Origin of the sequence: Aeromonas sp. s1(2024), assembly GCF_040908005.1 — a bacterium.
Lineage (GTDB): Bacteria > Pseudomonadota > Gammaproteobacteria > Enterobacterales > Aeromonadaceae > Aeromonas > Aeromonas caviae.
The window spans coordinates 49,372-65,494 of the sequence record NZ_JBFOCW010000069.1; the positions used below are offsets into that span (position 1 = coordinate 49,372).

At 58.9% G+C, this 16,123-nt stretch carries 16 protein-coding genes; 10 read left to right on the forward strand and 6 right to left on the reverse strand.

Translation table 11 applies throughout. The annotated features are described in order from the left end of the window. Positions 1–20: 20 nt before the first annotated feature. Positions 21–1,157 (forward strand): type IVa pilus ATPase TapW, encoded by a 1,137-nt coding sequence (gene tapW, locus AB5Y70_RS16965; RefSeq protein ID WP_029314740.1) that lies wholly within the window; start codon positions 21–23, stop codon positions 1,155–1,157. Between the two features lie 61 nt (positions 1,158–1,218). Here tapW and AB5Y70_RS16970 read toward each other — a convergent pair whose 3' ends face one another. The 3 genes from AB5Y70_RS16970 to AB5Y70_RS16980 are packed head-to-tail and all read right to left on the reverse strand — an operon-like array spanning position 1,219 to position 4,002. Further along, a complete protein-coding gene (locus AB5Y70_RS16970) occupies positions 1,219–1,461 on the reverse strand; it encodes a FeoC-like transcriptional regulator (RefSeq protein ID WP_010675202.1) in 243 nt (80 codons plus the stop codon). Positions 1,462–1,507: 46 nt separating this feature from the next. Then, positions 1,508–3,778: a Fe(2+) transporter permease subunit FeoB gene (gene feoB, locus AB5Y70_RS16975; RefSeq protein ID WP_010675203.1), complete on the reverse strand. Its 2,271-nt coding sequence runs from the start codon at positions 3,776–3,778 to the stop codon at positions 1,508–1,510. Next, entirely contained in the window at positions 3,775–4,002 is a 228-nt protein-coding gene (locus AB5Y70_RS16980; RefSeq protein ID WP_010675204.1) for a FeoA family protein, read from the reverse strand. The genes feoB and AB5Y70_RS16980 overlap by 4 nt, the downstream gene beginning before the upstream one ends. A gap of 119 nt (positions 4,003–4,121) precedes the next feature. Here AB5Y70_RS16980 and AB5Y70_RS16985 point away from each other — a divergent pair, with 119 nt between their 5' ends. The 7 genes from AB5Y70_RS16985 (at position 4,122) to AB5Y70_RS17015 (ending at position 9,385) form a co-directional block, all read left to right on the forward strand. Next, positions 4,122–4,451, forward strand: coding sequence for a translation initiation factor (locus AB5Y70_RS16985; RefSeq protein WP_010675205.1), 330 nt, complete (start codon positions 4,122–4,124; stop codon positions 4,449–4,451). Positions 4,452–4,704: 253 nt separating this feature from the next. Next, complete coding sequence (locus tag AB5Y70_RS16990; RefSeq protein WP_010675206.1) at positions 4,705–5,262, forward strand: TMEM165/GDT1 family protein; 558 nt, start codon at positions 4,705–4,707, stop codon at positions 5,260–5,262. Positions 5,263–5,479: 217 nt separating this feature from the next. Beyond that, on the forward strand, positions 5,480–6,418 hold the full coding sequence (locus AB5Y70_RS16995) for a DUF2157 domain-containing protein (RefSeq protein WP_010675207.1): 939 nt from the start codon (positions 5,480–5,482) through the stop codon (positions 6,416–6,418). Continuing rightward, positions 6,411–7,418: a DUF4401 domain-containing protein gene (locus tag AB5Y70_RS17000; RefSeq protein ID WP_010675208.1), complete on the forward strand. Its 1,008-nt coding sequence runs from the start codon at positions 6,411–6,413 to the stop codon at positions 7,416–7,418. Before AB5Y70_RS16995 ends, AB5Y70_RS17000 begins: the two co-directional genes overlap by 8 nt. After that, a complete protein-coding gene (locus AB5Y70_RS17005) occupies positions 7,415–7,909 on the forward strand; it encodes a GDYXXLXY domain-containing protein (RefSeq protein ID WP_010675209.1) in 495 nt (164 codons plus the stop codon). The genes AB5Y70_RS17000 and AB5Y70_RS17005 overlap by 4 nt, the downstream gene beginning before the upstream one ends. 194 nt (positions 7,910–8,103) lie before the next feature. Further along, positions 8,104–8,826, forward strand: a complete 723-nt coding sequence (locus AB5Y70_RS17010; RefSeq protein WP_029314741.1) for an ABC transporter substrate-binding protein — start codon at positions 8,104–8,106, stop codon at positions 8,824–8,826. A gap of 280 nt (positions 8,827–9,106) precedes the next feature. After that, the gene (locus tag AB5Y70_RS17015; protein WP_029314742.1) at positions 9,107–9,385 is read left to right on the forward strand and encodes a hypothetical protein; all 279 of its coding nucleotides are present in this window, start codon (positions 9,107–9,109) and stop codon (positions 9,383–9,385) included. A gap of 102 nt (positions 9,386–9,487) precedes the next feature. Here the strand turns inward: AB5Y70_RS17015 and AB5Y70_RS17020 are convergent, their stop codons facing one another. Continuing rightward, a complete protein-coding gene (locus tag AB5Y70_RS17020) occupies positions 9,488–9,775 on the reverse strand; it encodes a hypothetical protein (RefSeq protein WP_010675212.1) in 288 nt (95 codons plus the stop codon). An 86-nt stretch (positions 9,776–9,861) separates the two neighbouring features. Next, the gene (locus AB5Y70_RS17025; protein WP_050485248.1) at positions 9,862–10,920 is read right to left on the reverse strand and encodes a sensor domain-containing diguanylate cyclase; all 1,059 of its coding nucleotides are present in this window, start codon (positions 10,918–10,920) and stop codon (positions 9,862–9,864) included. 1,439 nt (positions 10,921–12,359) lie between these two features. Between AB5Y70_RS17025 and AB5Y70_RS17030 the strand changes: the two genes are divergently transcribed. Further along, on the forward strand, positions 12,360–13,925 hold the full coding sequence (locus tag AB5Y70_RS17030; RefSeq protein ID WP_010675214.1) for an ATP-dependent endonuclease: 1,566 nt from the start codon (positions 12,360–12,362) through the stop codon (positions 13,923–13,925). Beyond that, on the forward strand, positions 13,910–14,947 hold the full coding sequence (locus AB5Y70_RS17035; RefSeq protein WP_368176083.1) for a UvrD-helicase domain-containing protein: 1,038 nt from the start codon (positions 13,910–13,912) through the stop codon (positions 14,945–14,947). The genes AB5Y70_RS17030 and AB5Y70_RS17035 overlap by 16 nt, the downstream gene beginning before the upstream one ends. Positions 14,948–15,091: 144 nt before the next feature. On the opposite strand, the gene AB5Y70_RS17040 is transcribed toward AB5Y70_RS17035, so the two are convergent. Next, the coding region (locus AB5Y70_RS17040; protein WP_039039938.1) for an IS481-like element ISAs19 family transposase at positions 15,092–16,123 on the reverse strand (1,032 nt) is incomplete at its 5' end.

Here is a 16,123-nt window from a genome sequence, read left to right on the forward strand (position 1 = left end):
TTTGAGCGACGAGGCCCCTCATGGAATTGAGAGACATGCTGCAGATCCTGGCCAAACAGGACGGTTCCGATCTCTATCTCTCCACCGGCGCCCCCCCCTGCGCCAAGTTCAACGGCGCCTTGCGCCCCCTCACCCAGGAGCCCCTGGGGCCGGGCGAGGTGGCCCGCATCGCCTACGACATCATGGATCTCGAGCAGAAACAGCAGTTCGAGAAAGAGCTGGAGATGAACCTCGCCATCTCCCTGCCCCAGATAGGCCGTTTTCGGGTCAACATCTTCAAGCAGCGCAATGAAGTCTCCCTGGTGGCGCGCAACATCAAGACCGAGATCCCCCGCTTCGAGGATCTCAAACTCCCTCCGGTGCTCCTCGACACCATCATGGAGAAGCGGGGTCTGGTGCTCTTCGTCGGCGGCACGGGGTCCGGCAAATCCACATCGCTCGCGGCCCTCATCGATCATCGCAACCGCAACAGCGGCGGCCACATCATCACCATCGAGGATCCGGTGGAGTTCGTCCATCGCCACCAGAAGAGCATCATCAACCAGCGGGAGGTGGGGGTGGATACCCGCAGCTTCCACGCGGCCCTGAAGAACACCCTGCGCCAGGCGCCGGACGTCATCCTCATCGGTGAAATCCGCGATCGGGAGACCATGGAGCATGCCCTCGCCTTCTCGGAAACCGGGCATCTGGCCATCTCCACCCTGCACGCCAACAACGCCAACCAGGCGCTGGATCGCATCATCAACTTCTTCCCGGAAGAGCGCAGACCCCAACTGCTCAACGACCTTGGCAACAACCTCAAGGCCTTTGTCTCCCAGCGGCTGGTGAAGACCACGGACGGCGGGCGCCGGGCGGCGGTGGAGGTAATGCTAGGAACCCACACGGTGCGCGATCTCATCAAGCGCGGCGAGTTTGGCGGCCTCAAGGAGATCATGGAAAAATCCAGGGCCCTTGGCATGGTGACCTTCGACAGCACCCTGTTCGATCTGGTGGTCGAGGGGGTGATCGACGAGGAGGAGGCGGTGAAGAACGCGGACTCCCAGAACAACCTGCGCCTCAAGATCAAACTCTGGCGGGAGAAGGGCCAGATTGGCAACAGCGCGGCGGCGAGCGGCTGGAGCCTGGAGCCCACCAAGGACGAGGGCGACCTCTTCTGAGACGGGCCCGGCGGCCACGAAAAAGGGAACCCTCGGGTTCCCTTTTGCATATGGGCAGGCATCAGCCCTTCTGGATCAGCCCTATCTGGCCGGGCTCGCACCACTCGAACGTCACCTCTTCGTGCTTGCCGCAGCAGGAGCCGCCACACAGGCGGCTCTCCCGCTTGGCGACGCGCCCCTTGCGCATCCAGACCCCGAGCATGGCCTCTACCGCATCCTCGGAGGTGTGAAAGTGGCGGGCCAGCGCCCGCCGGCTCACCTTCTTGTGAAGGGCCAGATAGTCCCCCAGTTCACGCAGGATCACAGAATACCCTCCCTCTCGGCGCACTCGCCCCTGACCATGAGCCCCTTCACAGGGTCACCACCTTGCGGGCGACGATGTCGCCGTGACGACGCCCCAGCCACCAGAGCAGCACCAGGGAGAACAGATAGCTCAGGCTCCAGACCAGGCTCTGCGCCGGGTGGGCGGCGAAGGTCGCCAGTTGATAGAAGAGGGTGGCGCACAGGAAGGCGACGTAGTTGCACCAGGCGGCGGTGAACAGGGCCCACTGACGACCGGTCTCTCGCACCAGAGCCCCCATGGCGGCGGCGCAGGGCATGTAGAGCAGCACGAACAGCAGGTAGGCAAAGGCCCCGGCCACACCGTCGAAGTGGGTCTGCATGTTGCCGTAGGTGGAGGTGTCCACCTCCTGGGCCTCGGCGGCCGCCTGCTTGTCCTCCAGATCCCCCACCTTGAGCCCCATGGGATCGGCGGGGTCGATGTCCGCCAGGTTGGCGGGAATGGTGGCCAGCGCCGCTTTCAGGCTGCCCAGCAGGGAGTATTCACTCTCCTCCTCATCACCGGCGCCGCCGGCGTAGAGGCTGTTGAGGGTAGCGACCACCGCCTCCTTGGCAAAGATGCCGGTGAGGATGCCCACCGTGGCCTGCCAGTTGTCGTCCCGCACGCCTATGGGATGCAGCACCGGGGTCACGGACTGGCTCAGCTTGCTCAGCACCGAGTTCTCCTGATCCTGGTTGCCGAAGCTGCCGTCGGTGCCGAGGGAGTTGAGCACGCTCAGCACCGCCACCATCAGGACGATGGTCTTGCCCGCGCCGAAGATGAAGCCCTTGAGTTTCTGCCAGGTGCGCAGCCCCACGTCCACCGGACGGGGCCACTCGTAATCGGGCATCTCCATCACCATGGAGTCGCTCTTGCCCGGCAGCAGGGTGCTGCGCAGGAAGAGGCCGGTGAGCACCGCCACCAGGATGCCGAACAGATAGAGACCGAACACCAGGTTCTGCCCCGACTCGGGGAAGAAGGCCACCGCGAACAGGGCGTAGACCGGCAGACGGGCGCCGCAGGACATGAAGGGCGCCATGGCCGAGGTCATCAGCCGCTCGCGCTCCGACCCCAGGGTGCGAGTCGCCATCACCGCGGGCACGGTGCAGCCAAAGCCCATCAGCATGGGGACGAAGGCCTTGCCGGGCAGGCCGAGGCGACGCATCAGGGCATCCACCACGAAGGCGGCACGAGCCAGATAGCCGGAGCTCTCCAGCACCGCGAGGAAGAGAAAGAGGCAGCCCACCACGGGGATGAAGGTCGCCACCGTCTGCAAACCGGCACCCACGCCGTCCGCGAGCACGGCTCCCAGCCAATCGGGGGCACTCATCAGCCCCAGCAGGTGGTGCACTCCGTCCACGAACAGGGCCCCCCCGAGGATGTCGAAAAAGTCGATGAAGGCGCTGCCCACCTTGATGGCGAACATGAACATCAGGTACATCACCAGCAGGAAGAAGGGGATGCCCACCCAGCGGTTGAGCAGCACCCTATCCAGCCGTTCGCTCTGGGCGACGGTGAGCTTGTCCTGATGACGGCACGCCTGCTGGCACCAGTGGTGGATATGGCCGTAGCGCAAATCAGCGAGTTGCAGGTCGATGTCCTGGGCGTGGTGGGCGCGGCTCACCACGTTGTCGGCCGCCGCCTGCTGCCCCGCCGCCAGGGTCTCCTGCATGGCGATGTCTTCCTCCAGCAGGCGCAGGGCGCGGCCACGGCGATGCAGATGATGGGGGGCAAGCAGGGTCTCCAGCTCGGCGATGTCCCCCTCGAGGGGCTGACCGTAGTCGAGCATCAGGGCGGGCTGGGACTGGCCGATAAACTGGTGGATCCCCTCTTTGAAGGCCGCTACCTGCTGGCGATTGTGGGCCGAGAGCGACACCACGGGGCACCCCAGCGCCTTGGCGAGCAAGGCCTCGTCGATGGTGATGCGCCGCTTTTGCAGCAGATCCATCTTGTTGAGCACCACCACCATGGGCAGCCCCAGCTCCCGCAGTTGCAGGGTGAGGTAGAGGGAGCGCTCCAGGTTGGCGGCATCGATGACGTTGAGCAGCAGATCCGGCTGCTGGCGCTGGACGAAGCGACTGGCGATCTGCTCGTCCAGGCTCGCCTCCTGGTTGGCCAGGGCATAGATGCCGGGCAGGTCCACCAGGGTGTATTCCTGCCCGCGGGCAGCAAAGGCCCCCATCTTCTTGTCGACGGTGACCCCGCTCCAGTTCCCCACCTGCTGGCGGGAGCCGGTCAGGGCGTTGAACAGGGAGGTCTTGCCGCTGTTGGGATTGCCCACTGTGACCAGGTTGTAGCTCATACCGGCTCCACCTCGATTTGCTGGGCCAGACTCCGCTGCATGGAGAGGCAGATGCCCTGGCACTGGATCTGGAGCGGGTCCCCCAGGGGGGCGGCCCGCAGATAGAGGATCTCGGTCTGGGGCAGCAGCCCCATCACCATCAGCTTGCGCCGCAAGGCGCGGCCAAGGTGGTTCATGTGCGTGATGCGAGCGCTCTGTCCCGGCGACAGCTCTGTGAGTACCATGACGGGCTCCTGAAGTTAAACAAGAATAATTCGCTTTTAATGGGGGGATTATAAGCTGTGCCCTCAACATTTATTTGCGTAAAATCAAACTCCGCTTAGCTAACCGACAAAGTATTGCCATGAGTCACGACAACAACAGCCGCCTGGTCTATAGCACGGACGGCGGCATGATCAAGGAATCCGCCCCCGCCCAGCACGCCTCCCCCTTCCCCGCCGACGGGGTCGTGCGCATCCGCCGCGAGACCAAGGGACGCAAGGGGGCCGGGGTCATCAGCATCCACGGCGTTCCCGTCGACCAGCAGAAGGCCCTCGCCACCCTGCTCAAGAAGAAGTGCGGTACCGGCGGCGGTCTCAAGGAGGGGATCATCGAGATCCAGGGGGACAAACGGGACCTTATCAAGGCCGAACTGGAGAAGGCCGGCTTTCAGGTCAAGCTGGTGGGGGGATAATTCCCCATCCCGCGCCTTGCCTCACCGGGGGTTTTTCCCTAGAATGCCCGCTCCCATCGAGGGGGAGTAGTCTCGCCACGGACCCGTTCCGTGCGCGATCCTGATCAACATACTTGGTGCCAACTCACCATGGTCAGGGTGATCCGGGCAATGCCGGATTTGACAAGACCTTTGACGGGCCAGTGCCAAAACCGGGGACGGATGGCGCAGGCTTGTCTCTGGTTTATAACAATTCCGTCCCCCGGTCATTTTTATGGAAGCCTTGTTAACCTCCACCATCAGCGTTGCCATCGCCGAGATCGGCGACAAGACACAGCTGCTGGCCCTGTTGCTCATCTGTCGTTTTCGCAAACCCTGGCCCATCATCGCCGGCATGCTGGCTGCCACCCTGCTCAACCACGCAGGGGCCGCCTGGATAGGGGAATTCATCAGTCGCTGGATGGATCCCAAGGTGATGACCTGGCTGGTCGCTGGCGCCTTCATCGCCATGGCCGCCTGGATCCTGGTGCCGGACAAGATGGACGATGAAGAGAGTTCCCTGGACAAGTACGGCCCCTTCATGGCCACCTTCGTGCTCTTCTTCATCGCCGAGATCGGTGACAAGACCCAGATAGCCACCGTGCTGCTGGCAGCCAAGTACGACTCCCTGATCCAGGTGATCACCGGTACCACCCTCGGCATGATGCTGGCCAACGTGCCCGTGGTGCTGCTCGGCAAGCTCGGGGCCGACAAGCTCCCCCTCAAGGGGATCCGCATTGCCTGCGCCATCCTCTTTGCGGGGCTTGGCATCTCCACCCTGATCTTCGCCTGACCTCCATAGAAGCCGGCGGGGGATCAGCGTGAGCACTGATCGCCACCGCCGCCCCGGACGTCCTTCAGGCCCCCTCCTCACGGCGGGGGCCTTTTTAGTGCAAAGACATGGCCCCGTGCCGCGACCTGTGTCGCAGCGCCGACGGCGCCCCTGCCCCGAGACGCGTCGCCGTGCCATAATGCCTTATCTTTCAGGCATCACGGCTTCAGGAGCCCCCATGCATCTCACCTCAAGACAGACCCTGCTCGACTGGGTCAGGCGCGGCCGCCTGCCACGGGCCTCGCTGCCTGCCGCCCTGGCCCTGTGCGAGCTGCCCCCCGGCCCTGCCCGCTGGCAGTGGCTGTTCGACAGGCTGCTGCTCTGGCTCGGCTGCCTCTGCCTTGGCGCCGGCCTCGTCTTCTTCGTCGCCTTCAACTGGCAGGCCCTGGGGCGCCTCTCACGTCTCGCCCTGCTGGAGCTGCCGTTGCTCGCCATGCTCCTGGTGCTCTGGCGCAAACCCATAAGTGACACCCCGCGCCAGGCCCTGCTGCTGGCCCTGGCCCTCAACCTCGGCGCCCTGCTCGCCCTGGTGGGCCAGACCTACCAGACCGGCGCCGACCCCTGGCAGCTCTTCGCCACCTGGGCCCTGATGCTGCTGCCGCTGGCGGCCCTTGGCAGAAGCCCGCTGCTCTGGACCCTGGCCTGGCTGCTCGGTCAGCTCGCCCTGGTGCTCTACTGGCGGCTCGGCCTTCTCGATCTCTTCTTCTCCTTCAACGAGGAGGCCCTCGGCTGGTGCCTGACCCTGCTCAACGCCGCCCTCTGGGGTCTGCTCATCCTGGTGCCCGCCCGCTACGCCCTGATGCCCTCCTGGCTCGCGGGGCTGGCCGCGGGGCTCGGCATCACCCTGCTCACCCTGCTGGCCCTGTTCGATGCCGCCTCTCCCTGGGTCTGGCCTGCCTGGCTCGCCTGGCTCGGCGCCGCCTACCTGCGCTGGCACCACAGGTTCATCGCCGGGCTCGCCATGGGGTGCCTGAGCCTTATCGCCGTGATCCTCGCGGCCCTTGGCAAGTGGATGGAGCCGGACATGAACGGCTTTTTGCTGCTGGCCCTCATCGCCATCGGCCTGTCGGTCATGGCCAGCCGCTGGCTGCAACAACAACGGAGGCAGCATGTCTGATCTCACCCCCTGGGAACGCCTGCGTGCAGCCCAACTTGTGGAAGGGGATGCCCCCCGGGATGAACAGCCCCACTGGTCGGGCCGTTTTCTGCTCGGTATGGTGGGCTGGATAGCCGCCCTCTTCCTGCTCTTCTTCCTCTTCATGGCCTTCGAGCAGCTGACCCGCGACCCCAACAACGCCCTCGCCATGGGGATGGTGCTGATGGCCGCCGCCCTCGGTCTCAACCGCATGGCGACCCGCAGCGATCTCTGGGATCAGTTCGTGCTGGCGCTGGCGCTGGCGGCAGATGCCTGGCTGCTCTACGGCCTGCTGGACAGGCTGGATCTGAACGTCGCGTGGCTCTGGTTCGGTCTGACCGCCTTCTCCCTCGGGGTGGCCGCCCTGTTCGAGCACTGGCTGATCAGGCTGTTCCACAGCTTCGCCGCCGCCATCCTGCTCACCCTCGCCCTCGCCTGCCTCGGCCTGCACCTGCTGGCTCTGCCGCTGGTGATGGGCGCCGTCGCCCTGTGCTGGCTGCAGGCGGAGCGCGATCCCGCCCGCCATCTGCTCTATGAATCCCTCACCCTGGGGCTGGCACTCTCCCTGCTGGTGCTGGGACGGCTGCACCACCCCCTGTGGGAGGGAGGCACCAGCGTGCTCAATGAGCTCGGCAGCTCCCGCCTGCCCCTCTGGCTCAATCCCCTGCTCAGCGCCGCCCTGCTGCTCGCGGTCATGGTTCGCCTCAGGCTGCCGCTGCGCTACGGGCTGCCGCTGGTGGTGATCAGCGCCATCATTCCCGGCATGGGGGCTGGCGCCCTGGTGCTGGTGCTCGGCTTCTACGCCGGCAGCCTGGCCCTGATGACCCTGGCAGGCCTGCTGCTGCTCGGCTTTGGCTCCCTCTATTACTACGATCTGGGGCTGACCCTGATGACCAAGTCCTGGCTGCTGCTCGCCTCGGGGGCCCTGCTGCTCGGTACCCGTCAGTGGCTCAAGCACCTTCACAACGGGAGCCCCTCATGAGACGCCTCGCCTTTTTGCTGACCGGTCTTGCCCTGCTCGCCGGCATCAACGCCACCGTCTGGCGCTTCGAGCACGCCATGAGCCAGGGGGAGGTGGTGCTGATCGAGCTGGCACCGGTCGACCCCCGCTCCCTGATGCAGGGGGACTACATGCGCCTGAACTACGCCCTCGCCCGCCAGCTGGCGGGCCGCCAGGCCGCCGCCGGCCCCCACACCCTGGTCGTTCGCCTGGATGAACATCAGGTGGTGCACTGGGTGGAAGGGGGCAAGCCCGAGGCCCCGGGCCCGGGGGAGCGTCTGCTCAAGGTGCGCCAGCGCGACGGCCAGTGGTTTATCGGGCCTGACGCCTTCTTCTTCGAAGAGGGCACGGGAGATCAGTATGAGTCGGCCCGCTACGGCGAGTTTCGTCTGCAAGAGGATGGCAGCACCCTGCTGGTGGGGCTGAGGGATGAGGCGTTCACCCCCCTGGGTCACACCCGCCCGGCCTGGTAATAAAAAGAGGGCGCCGATCCGGTTGAGAGTGGCGAAATGATGACAACCCCCGACGGATAACGTATTCGCCGGGTGGCGAAACGCCGTGACTTGGCAACACTTGAAACTGGGCACTCGGCAGCAGGACGGTCAGGATGAACATAGACATTGCAGTCCCCCTTCGCAGACTGGTCGCTTGCGCCGCCCTCGCGGCCATGGTCTGGGGCACTCCCGCGACCCAGGCCAGCCCGGCGCTCGCCAGCCTGCACTACCTCACCGAAGAGTACAAACCCTACAACTTCACCGGGGAGGATGGCGCCCCGACCGGCTTTGCCATCGACCTGCTGCACCTGGTGTGGCAAAAGACCGGCACCCCTGTCCAGCCCGTCAGCATCCTGCCCTGGGCCAGGGGCTACTACCTGCTGACCCAGAAACCCAATGTGGTGCTCTTCTCCACCGCCCGCACCGAGGCGCGCAATCCCCTGTTCAAGTGGGCCTGCCCCATCGGCTATGCCGAGATAGTGCTGATGGGGCTCGCCAGTCGCCCCCTGACCTTGACCCGTCTGGAAGAGGCCCAGCGCTACACCATAGGCGCCGTGCGATCCGACGTGGGGGAGCAACTGCTGCTCAACGCTGGCTTCGACGAGCAGAAGATCATGACCGCCAACCGCCTCTCCCAGGCCCTGCGCATGCTCACCTCGGGCCGGGTCGATCTGGTCTCCAGCAACAAGTCCACCCTGCTGGATCTCATCAAGACCCAGCAGCTGGATCCTGCCCAGTTCGAGGTGCGCTGGATGTTGAGCTCCGAGCAGTACTGCTTCGCCTTCAGCCACCCGGTGGACGATGCCCTGGTCAGGGAGTTCCAGCTCGGCCTGACCCAGGTGCTGGCCAGCAGCGACTTCCAGCAGCTCCAGCACAAATACTTCCCCTCCCCCTGACCTTTTCCCCCGCCGGGGCCGCCATGGCCCCGGCCCGCCTTTGAGCCAGCGCACGAAACCCGTTTAATGTTCGCCACTTGCAACGACAAGGGGTGACGCAGACCGCCTCGGGTCCGTAATATAGGGCGCAGGAGCCTGTTGGCCCCTTTTTCACGGCAAGGGGCAGGGCGCACGGTGGCAGCGACAGTCAGGGGCGGCAGCGTGCCCGCTGGCCGCCTTCATCGGGCAGCGCCGCGCTCACGCCCTTCCCCGCCATCTCTCCGATCTCTTGGGAACACACATGCACAACACAGCGAAATGGTTGATGAGTCTCTCGGTCTGCGCCCTTCTGATGGCCTGCGGCGGTGACAAGACCACCGGCAAGGCCTGTCTCGGGTCAAACAACGACACCCTGGTGGAGGGGATGCAGGACAAATGCAAGGCGGGGGACATTGTCGCCACCAAGCACCCAGCCTATTTCTGCGATTTCAACTACGCGGTCACCTTCAACAGCTACAACTCCGCGATTTGCGTCTACTCCGGCGGTCTGAAGCCGGAGAGAACCACGGAAAAATCATAACTGGCGACCCATTTGCCCCGTCTGACACGAAGAGGGCGGCAGGATATGTGGTCAATGCCCGGGCGGCGGTGCCGCCCAGGCCATTCGGGGGCGGCTTCGCCCCTATTTCACCCGCATCAGACGGTGATGCTGCCCGGCGCACTCGAGCTGGAGCACCTGGGATCGGGCCATGGCCTCCACCCTGGCCAGCATCTCGGCGCTGTAGCCCTTGCGGCGCATCCATTGCAAGGGCTCCTCGAAGCCCCCTTCGTTGACCACGAAGGTATCTGTGTAGGACTCCTTGACGATGCTGACCACCCAGATGCGCTGCTGATACTCGCAGAGTCCGGCCACCAGGGTGGCCGCCCGCCCGGCCAGGGCGCGCACACGGCGGACAAGAAGATGAACCATGGTATGAGCTCCGAACTGATAAAAGGGAAAACAGACTGGCACCCGGGTGGACGCGCCACCCTGTGCCCTCTCAACCCGCCCCGCTCCTATCGCGGGGCAGACACCTGACTGGAAGGAGGCGGGTTCCCGCCCTCCCCTGCGGCCCGGCGCTGGCGCTTGACCGCATACATGCTCGCATCGGCCCGGTTCAGCGCCTCCTCGACGCTGACCTCGGCCGGCATCACGGCCACCGCCCCCACGCTGGCACCGGGATAATGGATCACCTTGTCCCCCACCGGCAGTGACAGCACGCTGTGCTCGAACAGGCGCTGGCGAAACGCCGCCACCGCCCCGTCCAGCGTGTCGGCGTCCGGGAAAGGCCCCATGCCCACGGCCACGAACTCGTCCCCCCCAAAGCGGGCCAGCAGATCGCCGCCGCGCAGGGTCTCCCCCAGTTGCCGCGCCATGGCGGTGAGCAGCCTGTCCCCCGCCTCGTGGCCATGCTCGTCGTTGATGGCCTTGAAGCCATCGAGATCCACAAAGGCGATGAGCACCGGATGCCCCGCCCGCTCCGACAACGAGAAGAGGCGGGTGAGCTCCAGCATCAGGGCGCGGCGGTTGGGGAGCCCGGTGAGGGGATCGGAGAGGGCCAGGCGCGAGAGCTCGTCGTTGGCCTGCTGCAATTGCCGCAGCAGTTGCTCCCGCTCCACCTGTTCGGCAATCAGGTGCGCGAAGAAGGCGATGAGCTGCTGCGCCCCCGCCACCGCGGGCTTTTGTTCGGTACTGGCGCCGCACAGGGTGCCATAGAGGGAGCCGGTCGAGGTGCGAACCGGGCTGCTCAGATAGGAGCGAATGCCGAGCTCGCTGGCCGCCTGGGAGTCCCCCCACAGAGCGGCGACGTCATCGGTGTAGCCAATCTCATCGTCGATGGCGCGGCGACACAGGGTATCGCTCCACTCCACCGTCATCCCCTCGGGGATCTGCAGCCCGGCCACATTGCGGGCATAACGGACATGCTGGGTGCTTTGCCCGAGGTCAATCTCGGTGAGATAGGTCGACTCCAGCCCGGTCACCGACGCCAGCATCTCCAGCAAGGGGCGGGTCAGGCTCTCCAGATCCTGCGCGTTTATCATCTGCTCCGAGAGCGCCAGCAAAATTTTATCCATGCCTACCTCCACTACTGCGTGCATCTGATGGGCGGCTACCTTAGCCAACTCGGGGCGGGCCCGACAAGTGGTAGACCGCGATTGACCGGGGGAAAGATCGATTTGTTCACATTTTGGCATAACCGGCCCCCAAGCGGCGTCGCCATGCGAAACACAGGGGCACAACTCTGCCCTCGCCCCTGGGTGCCGGGTCGATTCCCGCCGCGTATTCGCCCACGGTCACCATCCCCTCTCCCCTTGAGGGAGAGGGTCAGGGTGGGGGGGTCACTCACCGTCATTTGGCATGGCTACGCCGTAGGGTCGGTAGGGTCGGTAGGGTCGATTAGCGAAGCATCATCGTCCGCGGTAACCATCCCCTCTCCCCTTGCGGGAGAGGGTCAGGGTGAGGGGTAGGTAACCTCATTGCCTGGTGCAATGTCGTCCCACGTGTGAATGGCATGGCTTCGCCGCGCAGGACGCGAGGGCGCTGCCCTCGACGGAATTTCGCCCGCCAGCCTCGGCGACTTCGGTTTGATCCCCTCTCCCCTTGCGGGAGAGGGTAAGGGTGAGGGGTGGGGAACGGCATTGCCTGGCGAATGCCGCCCCACGCCTCAATGACACGGCTTCGCCATTCAGGACGCGAGGACTCCGTCCTCGATGGGGTTTCGCCCGCGAGCCTCGGCGACTTCGGTTTGATCCCCTCTTCCCTTGGGGGAGAGGGTTAGGGTGAGGGGTCGGTAACGTCATTGCCTGGTGCAATGTCGTCCCACGCCTCAATGGCACGGCTTCGCCGCGCAGGACACGAGGACTCCGTCCTCGATGGGGTTTCGCCGCCGCTGCGCGGCTTGGCGAGTGACTTTTCTTTGCGTGGCCAAAGAAAAGTCACCAAAAGAAAGGCCACCCCCACTTGTTCGCCCTCCTGCGTCGGGTTCCCTCGGTTCAGGCAAAAGGTCTGGCGGAACGACGCAGACGGTACATCCCTGTACCGCCTGCGTCTGCGCCGTCGTCCATGACGGCGCTCCTGACCTTGTGCCCTCACCTCGGCGAACAACAGGGGGCAACACCCAACCCGCCGCCCCGAGGCCGGTTAACAAGCGTAGGGTGCAACAAGCGCAGCGCATTGCACCGCGGTAACACTCCCCAGCTTATTCGGGGCAAAGATTGGGCGGGTTGTTATCTCACAGCCTACCCCTCGCCCACCCCATGGCGAGAGCAGATTGTCGCACCTATGCAACAGACCTTATCAAGATGGTTGCATAGGTGAAAAAATCATGGCGGGTATAACGGCAAGTAGTAGATATGCCTATTGAGAAACAGCTTTATATCGAATGTCCGACAGTGAGTATTTCACCGTAATAACACCTTATTTCTCGAACGTCCGATTACGCTTCGCTAATCGAACCTACGGCCCTTTACAGAGCCAAATACCTGCAACAAATTAATCAAGCAGAGGGATAATTATGAATTGCATAAAGAAAATAAAGCTTCTTAATTTTAAACGGTTCATCGAATTTGAAATTGAATTCGATCCAAAAATGAATGTTATTATTGGGGATAATGAAGCAGGGAAAAGCTCAATATTACAAGCGATAGAATTACTTTCTAGCGGAAGCAGGCATAAAGTCGAATCCGTTGGATTGGAGTCACTTCTAAATAAAACTGCAATATCTGATTTCTTTAAAACAGATAGGAGTTTTGAAAAATTACCAGAAGTGCATATTGAAGCTTATTTTAGTGATGAGACTAATCCAGATCTTTTCGGCAAGCATAATACTGATAAAACCAATTCGAGTGGCTTGCATATGATTTATCAACCCAATGAGGATCTTATTAATGAAATAAACCAACTACTGGCTGATGGAAGCGAAAATTTCCCCTTCGAATTTTATACCGTCAAGTTCATCACTTTCAATGGAGAGGCATACACAGGATACCGTCGTTTTCTAAAGTGCCTAACAATTGACAGTACAAAAATCAATAGTGAGAATGCGAACAAGGAGTACATAAGAACCATCTATGATTCAACTGTTGACCTCGTGACCAGAATTGGTTTGCAAAATGAATATAGACAACAGAAGCTTCAATTCAAAGAAAAAAATTTTAAAACCATTAACGATGAATTGGGTGAATATGAGTTTACTGTCAGAACAGGTTCAAAATTTAATTTAGAAACTGATATTACACTGACCCAAGATAACATTCCAATCGATGAGAGAGGTAAAGGAAGGCAGTGCTTTATAAAAACAGAATTTGCATTATCTAGAAATTCTGAAAAAAGAACCATAGATGTGCTACTACTTGAAGAGCCAGAAAATCATCTGAGCCATAGTAATATGAAGCTGCTAGTTTCAAAAATTTCAAATACACATCAAAATCAAATAATAATTGCAACACACAGCAGTCTGATAAGTACTCGCTTGGATTTGCGAAAGTCAATACTAATAAATAGTTCCAGCAAAAAACCTGTTACGCTAAAGAATCTCTCTAATTCCACAGCAAAGTTTTTTATGAAGGCTCCTGACAACAACATTCTTGAACTTGTATTATCAAGTAAAGTAATACTGGTTGAGGGCGACGCAGAGTATATGTTAATCGATGCAATGTACTCAAAAGAAACAGGGAGAAGTTTAGAGAGTGACAATATTCATGTCATTTCTGTTGGTGGCACTAGCTTTAAACGATATATGGAACTGGCAAGAGAACTTGGCATTATAACAGCTGTTGTTCGTGATAATGATAAAGACTATCAAGTTAATTGTGTAGAAAACTACATCGAGCATGTTTCAGATAAAATTAAAGTTTTTTCTGATGAAGATACTGAGCGTTATACATTTGAAGTATGCATATATCAGGATAACAAAGCTATTTGTGATGCAATTTTTTCTGGCGGAAGAATAAGTAAAACACCCTTAGAGTTCATGTTAAGCCACAAAGCAGAAAGTGCATTCCAACTTTTAGATAATCACTCAGAATTATTGACAGTACCAGATTATATAAAGAGGGCCATAACATGGATAAACGAGTAGTCTTCGCTGTCGCTGGTTCTGGTAAAACATCAAGCATCATTGATCTCCTTGTAGCTGACAGTCGATGTTTACTTATTACATATACAGAAAATAACACTCATCATCTTAAACATAGCGTTATTAGGAAGTTTGGGTGTATTCCAGACGGCATTAAAATATATAGTTATTTCAATTTTTTATACTCCTTTTGCTTTAGACCGATTTGTGGCCACGAAATAAAAACCAAAGGAATTAATTTTGATTATACATTACCACAGTATGCACAGCGCACAAGTAAAAAACTATTAGCGCATTACGTAGACAAAAATAAAAGATTATTCTCCAATCGCATTGCAAAGTTACTGATTGAGTTTAATGCCATACCTGAAATCCTTCAAAGAATAGAGAAGTTTTTTGACCTAGTTTGTATTGATGAGATACAAGATTTCGCAGCCAACGACTTCAACTTGTTATGTGCATTGGTAGAAGCTAACGTAAACATCCGTCTAGTCGGTGATTTCTATCAACATACTTTCGATACAAGCCGAGATGGGAATACCCAAAACTCTCTACACGACTCTTTTCCCCAATATTGTAATAAGTTGGAAAAATCTGGTTTCATCATAGACTTAACATCTTTATCTAATAGTTATCGCTGTAGTCCCAGCGTGTGTTTATTTGTCCATAAACATTTAGGGATTGTTATTGAATCCCACAGGAAAGATTTAACGGCAGTAAAATTCATTGAAGACGATGATGAAATAGATGGTATATTCAAAGATAAATCTATTGTTAAACTATTTTTTAAAGGCAGCAATACATATCATGGAAACACTGCAAATTGGGGTAACACAAAGGGATTAGATCACTTCCAGGATGTTTGTGTAGTGTTGAACCCAACAACCTTAAAATCCTACGAAGAAAACACATTAGAAAATCTTAGCCCTACGACAAAAAATAAACTTTATGTTGCTTGCACTAGGGCCAAAGGTAATTTGTATTTTATTGCTGAAAAAAAACTAGCAAAATACAAAGTTAAATAGAGTCACCATTGTAATATTGAAGTTTATTTATACTTATCTACATAAATAAAAAAACACAACTCTTGAGCAGCGGTTTTTCATTTAGCTAACCAATCTGTACAGATCTAGTTATCACCTGACACCGGCCTCAAACCGGTGTCTTGTTTACGCTACTTTAGTGCGCACTTCCTTCGGTATCAATTTCAGACCCTTCTTGAACATGCTGTAGGGGGTCTGACCCTCCATCATCCTGCCCTGATGTGGCCGCTGGGTGTTGTAGTGTTCCAGGTAGCTATCCAGGTCTGTCTGCATCTGTTCTACCGACTCATACCAGGTCGTTCTCCCCTTGATACGGAAGTGTTCATCCAGCAGTGTGCGATGCAGTCGCTCGATAAAACCGTTGCTCTGCGGCCTGCGTACCTTGGTTGTCCGGTGTTCAATTCCCTCCAGTTGCAGAAACAGCTCGTAGGGATGATGGTCTGGGCGCCCACAGAACTCGCGCCCGTTATCTGACAGGATGGTATAGACCCGAGCCTCATGGGCTTCGAAGAACGGCAGTACCGTTTCATTGAGCACATGAACCGAGGTCACCGGCAGCTTGCTGGTGTAGAGCCGTCCCCAGGCATGGCGACTGTAGCAGTCCAGCACGGTTTGCAGATACACCTTGCCAACCCCCTTGAGCGCGCCGACGAAGAAGGTGTCAACCGCCACCAGTTCTCCGGTGTAGTGGACCTCAATCTGGCGTTCGCGAAACTCGGGGCTGAAGCGTTCTAACAGGCGGATCTGCTCGTCATTGAGCTCAATGGTCTGCTCCCGGTGGGTTTTCTCGAGGCGCAACAAGCGGTCGTGTTTGGAGAGCAAGTCGTGACGTTGCCACACGCCACGCACACCACCCGCACTGACATTGATGCCTTGCAGAGCCAGTTCTTGGGCGACCCGCAGCGGGCCATGAGTGGGTCTGGTGAGGGAGTAATCGAGGATGGCCTGTTCAATCTCAGGAGCGACCCGATTGGGATGAGCCCCTTTACACCCGGGCAATTTGTCGAGCAATCCCTCGGCGCCATAGGTCTGGTAGTTACGGCGAATTTCGTAGAACTGCTGACGGCTGTAGCCGATGAGCTTGCAGGCTTTGCTGACGTTATTGAGCTCTTTGGCGAGCTCTAGCAAGCTGAGTTTACGACGTGCTACTTTCTCGTT